Source organism: Nocardioides sp. (assembly GCF_031422975.1).
Lineage (GTDB): Bacteria > Actinomycetota > Actinomycetes > Propionibacteriales > Nocardioidaceae > Nocardioides.
Window position 1 is genome coordinate 1 of the sequence record NZ_JANPEO010000513.1, and the last position, 3,326, is coordinate 3,326.

Sequence of the window (3,326 nt, forward strand, 5' to 3'; positions counted from 1 at the left end):
CTTCGCCATCCACAACACCACCATCGAGTCGGCGTTGCTTAGACCGATGGAGTTCGCCTGGTGGCAAAGCGTGAAGATCCCCGGATATCCGGGGATTCTGCGCGACCCAAGCCTTGCAACTCGTTGCATAGGTCTGCCACCATCGCCGCATGGCCCTCGAACACGCGCTCCTCGTCGCCCTGAGCGAGCGCCCGGGCTCCGGGCTGGAGCTCGCGGGCCGGTTCGAGCGCTCGATCGGCTTCTTCTGGCACGCCACGCACCAGCAGATCTACCGCGTGCTCGCGAGGATGGAGACCGACGGCTGGCTCAGCGTCGAGACCGTCCCGCAGGCGGGCAGGCCTGACAAGAAGCTCTACTCCGTCTCGCCCGCTGGGGCGCAGGTGCTCGCCGACTGGCTGGCCGAGCCGCTGCCGATGGAGTCCTTCCGCAGCGACCTCGCGGTGAAGCTCCGCGCGGCGTCGTACGGCGAACGCGCCGGCCTGCTGAGGAGGGTGCGCGAGACCCTCGCGGACCACGAGACCCGGCTCGCCCACTACCTCGAGCTCGAGAAGCGCGACTACCCGGTGCCGGCCGACCTGGCCGGACCCGACCTCGACCAGTTCCTCGTCCTGCGCGGCGGCATCCGCCTGGAGGAGTTCTGGATCGGCTGGCTCAACGAATACCTGGAGGCTCACGCATGACGAACTACCCGCATCTCCTCGCCCCGATGACCATCGGCGACCTCACCCTGCGCAACCGCGTGGTGATGGGCTCGATGCACACCGGGCTCGAGGACAAGCCGTGGGACATCGACAAGCTGGCGGCCTACTTCGCCGAGCGCGCCCGCGGGGAGGTCGGGCTGATCATCACCGGCGGCTACGCCCCCAACAAGCGCGGCTGGCTCAAGCCGTTCGCCTCGGAGATGACCAACCGGCTGCAGGCCGCACGCCACCACCGGGTCACCGATGCCGTGCACGCGGAGGGCGGCGCGATCGCGATGCAGGTGCTGCACGCAGGTCGCTACGGCTACCACCCGCTGAGCGTGAGCGCGTCGTCGAAGAAGTCGCCGATCACCCCGTTCAAGCCGTCTGCCCTGTCGACGAAGGCCGTCGACCGGACCGCGACCGACTTCGCGAAGTCCGTCGCCCTGGCCAGGAAGGCGGGCTACGACGGGGTCGAGATCATGGGCTCCGAGGGCTACCTGATCAACCAGTTCCTCGCCGCGCGCACCAACGACCGCTCCGATGCGTGGGGTGGCAGCGCGGCCAAGCGGATGCGCTTCCCGATCGAGATCGTCAGACGGGCCCGGGAGCTGGTCGGCGAGGGCTTCCCGATCATCTACCGGATCTCCCTGCTCGACCTCGTCGAGGGCGGGCAGACCTGGGACGAGGTCACCGAGCTCGCAGGTGAGCTCGAGCAGGCCGGCGTGAGCGTCTTCAACACCGGCATCGGCTGGCACGAGGCCCGGGTCCCGACGATCATCACCCAGGTCCCGCGCGGGGCCTGGCGCTCCGCGACGGCTCGTCTCAAGGAGATCGCGACCGTCCCGGTCTGCGCCTCCAACCGGATCAACACCCCCGAGCTGGCCGAGGACATCCTCGCCACCGGCCAGGCCGACCTGGTCTCGATGGCGCGCCCGCTGCTCGCCGACCCGCAGTTCGTCGCCAAGGCGGCCGCCGACCGCGCCGACGAGATCAACACCTGCATCGCCTGCAACCAGGCCTGCCTCGACCACGTCTTCGCCAACCAGCTGGCGTCCTGCCTGGTCAACCCGCGCGCCGCGCGCGAGACCGAGCTGATCCTGCTGCCCACGCGGACTCGTCAGACCGTCGCGGTCGTCGGCGCCGGCCCGGCCGGGCTCGCGGCCGCGGTCAACGCGGCCGAGCGCGGCTTCGCGGTGACCCTGTTCGAGAAGGCGCCCGCGATCGGCGGCCAGTTCCGCCTCGCGATGCAGATCCCCGGCAAGGAGGAGTTCGCCGAGACGTTGCGCTACTTCGGCGCGCGGCTCCACGCCCTCGACGTCGACGTGCGGCTCGGCACCGAGGCAGGTGCGGACGACCTGGCGGCGTACGACCACACGATCATCGCCACCGGCGTCGTGCCGCGCATGCCCGCCATCGAGGGCATCGAGCGGGCCGTGTCGTACGCCGACGTGCTCAGCGGCAAGGTCACGGTCGGCCGTCGCGTGGCGGTCATCGGTGCCGGCGGCATCGGCGTCGACGTCAGCCACTTCCTCACCCATGACCCGAGCGACACCGACGAGGACTGGTTCGCCAACTGGGGCGTCGGCGACCCGACGCTGCACCCGGGCGGGCTCACCGAGCCGAAGCCGCGCTCCTCGGTCCGCGAGGTGACGCTGGTCCAGCGCAAGACCACGCCGATCGGCATCGACCTCGGCAAGACGTCGGGCTGGGCGCACCGTGCCGTGCTGAAGCAGGCGGGCGTGACGCAGGTCCGCGGGGCGACGTACGACCTCATCGACGACGCCGGCCTGCACATCACCGTCGACGGCCGGACGCGCCTGATCGAGTGCGACGACGTGGTGATCTGCGCCGGCCAGGAGTCGGTGCGCGACCTCTACGACGCCGTCGGTGGGCACCTCATCGGGGGCGCCGACGTCGCCGCGGAGCTGGACGCGAAGCGGGCCATCGAGCAGGCGACCAGGTTGGTCGCGGCGCTGTAGCCCGCCATCGCCGAGCGCGGCGGGGAGCGTCACCAGCAGGAGGGATCCGCCGGTCAGAGGGCGGCGAGCTCACCGACGCTCATGGCGTCGAGGCCCAAGGTCGCCAGGGTGCGCGCCCCCTCAGCGCGGAAGTCCCGACCCAGAACGACCGACGCGATCGTGATCAGCGCCTGCATCGTTGGCGTCTCGACGCCGACTCGGCCGGCCAGGTCACTCAAGAAGACCAGGGAGTAGCCGACGTCCTCGGTCAGGTAGCGGTTGTCGAGCCGGCTCTGGGCGTCGATCCCGAGGAAGCCCGGGGCGGTGGAGTAGCCGGTCGAGTAGCTGGCCTCGCGCATGTATCCCTGCAGGACCCCGAGGTCGGGCTCCGTCAGGACGCGCACCCCGAGTGCGTCGGCAATCGCCAGCCGCTCGCGGTCGACCGCCTCGATCGCCCTGCCGACGGCCTGGGTGACCCCCTCCTCATAGAACAGGAACGCGCCGGCGGTCCGCTCGATGAGACCGGCGTTGAGGAGGGTCACCGCGGGATGGATCACCGGGTTGCCGTTCTGCAGTGTCGTCTGGAAGACGCTGTCGGCGGCCTCCGCGCTGGGGTAGACGTCCTGGATCATCGACAGCAGTCGGTCTGTACCCGAGCGGGGAAGGCCGGCGACGAACTCCCCGC

Annotated in this window: 3 protein-coding genes; 2 read left to right on the top strand and 1 reads right to left on the bottom strand. The window is 70.5% G+C overall.

All coding sequences use genetic code 11. The features are described 5' to 3' along the window. Nucleotides 1–149: 149 nt before the first annotated feature. Both RMO85_RS15380 and RMO85_RS15385 read left to right on the top strand, forming a co-directional pair. Nucleotides 150–680: a PadR family transcriptional regulator gene (locus tag RMO85_RS15380; protein WP_310529599.1), complete on the top strand. Its 531-nt coding sequence runs from the start codon at nucleotides 150–152 to the stop codon at nucleotides 678–680. Beyond that, the gene (locus tag RMO85_RS15385) at nucleotides 677–2,662 is read left to right on the top strand and encodes an NADPH-dependent 2,4-dienoyl-CoA reductase (protein ID WP_310529600.1); all 1,986 of its coding nucleotides are present in this window, start codon (nucleotides 677–679) and stop codon (nucleotides 2,660–2,662) included. Before RMO85_RS15380 ends, RMO85_RS15385 begins: the two co-directional genes overlap by 4 nt. A gap of 53 nt (nucleotides 2,663–2,715) precedes the next feature. On the opposite strand, the gene RMO85_RS15390 is transcribed toward RMO85_RS15385, so the two are convergent. Then, nucleotides 2,716–3,326: NAD/NADP octopine/nopaline dehydrogenase family protein (locus tag RMO85_RS15390; protein WP_310529601.1), on the bottom strand; the 611-nt coding region annotated here is incomplete at its 5' end.

Bases quoted from the DNA above. Each gene is read 5' to 3' on its own strand.
- RMO85_RS15380 (WP_310529599.1), top strand. From the start codon at position 150: ATGGCCCTCGAACACGCGCTCCTCGTCGCCCTGAGCGAGCGCCCGGGC.
- RMO85_RS15385 (WP_310529600.1), top strand. From the start codon at position 677: ATGACGAACTACCCGCATCTCCTCGCCCCGATGACCATCGGCGACCTC.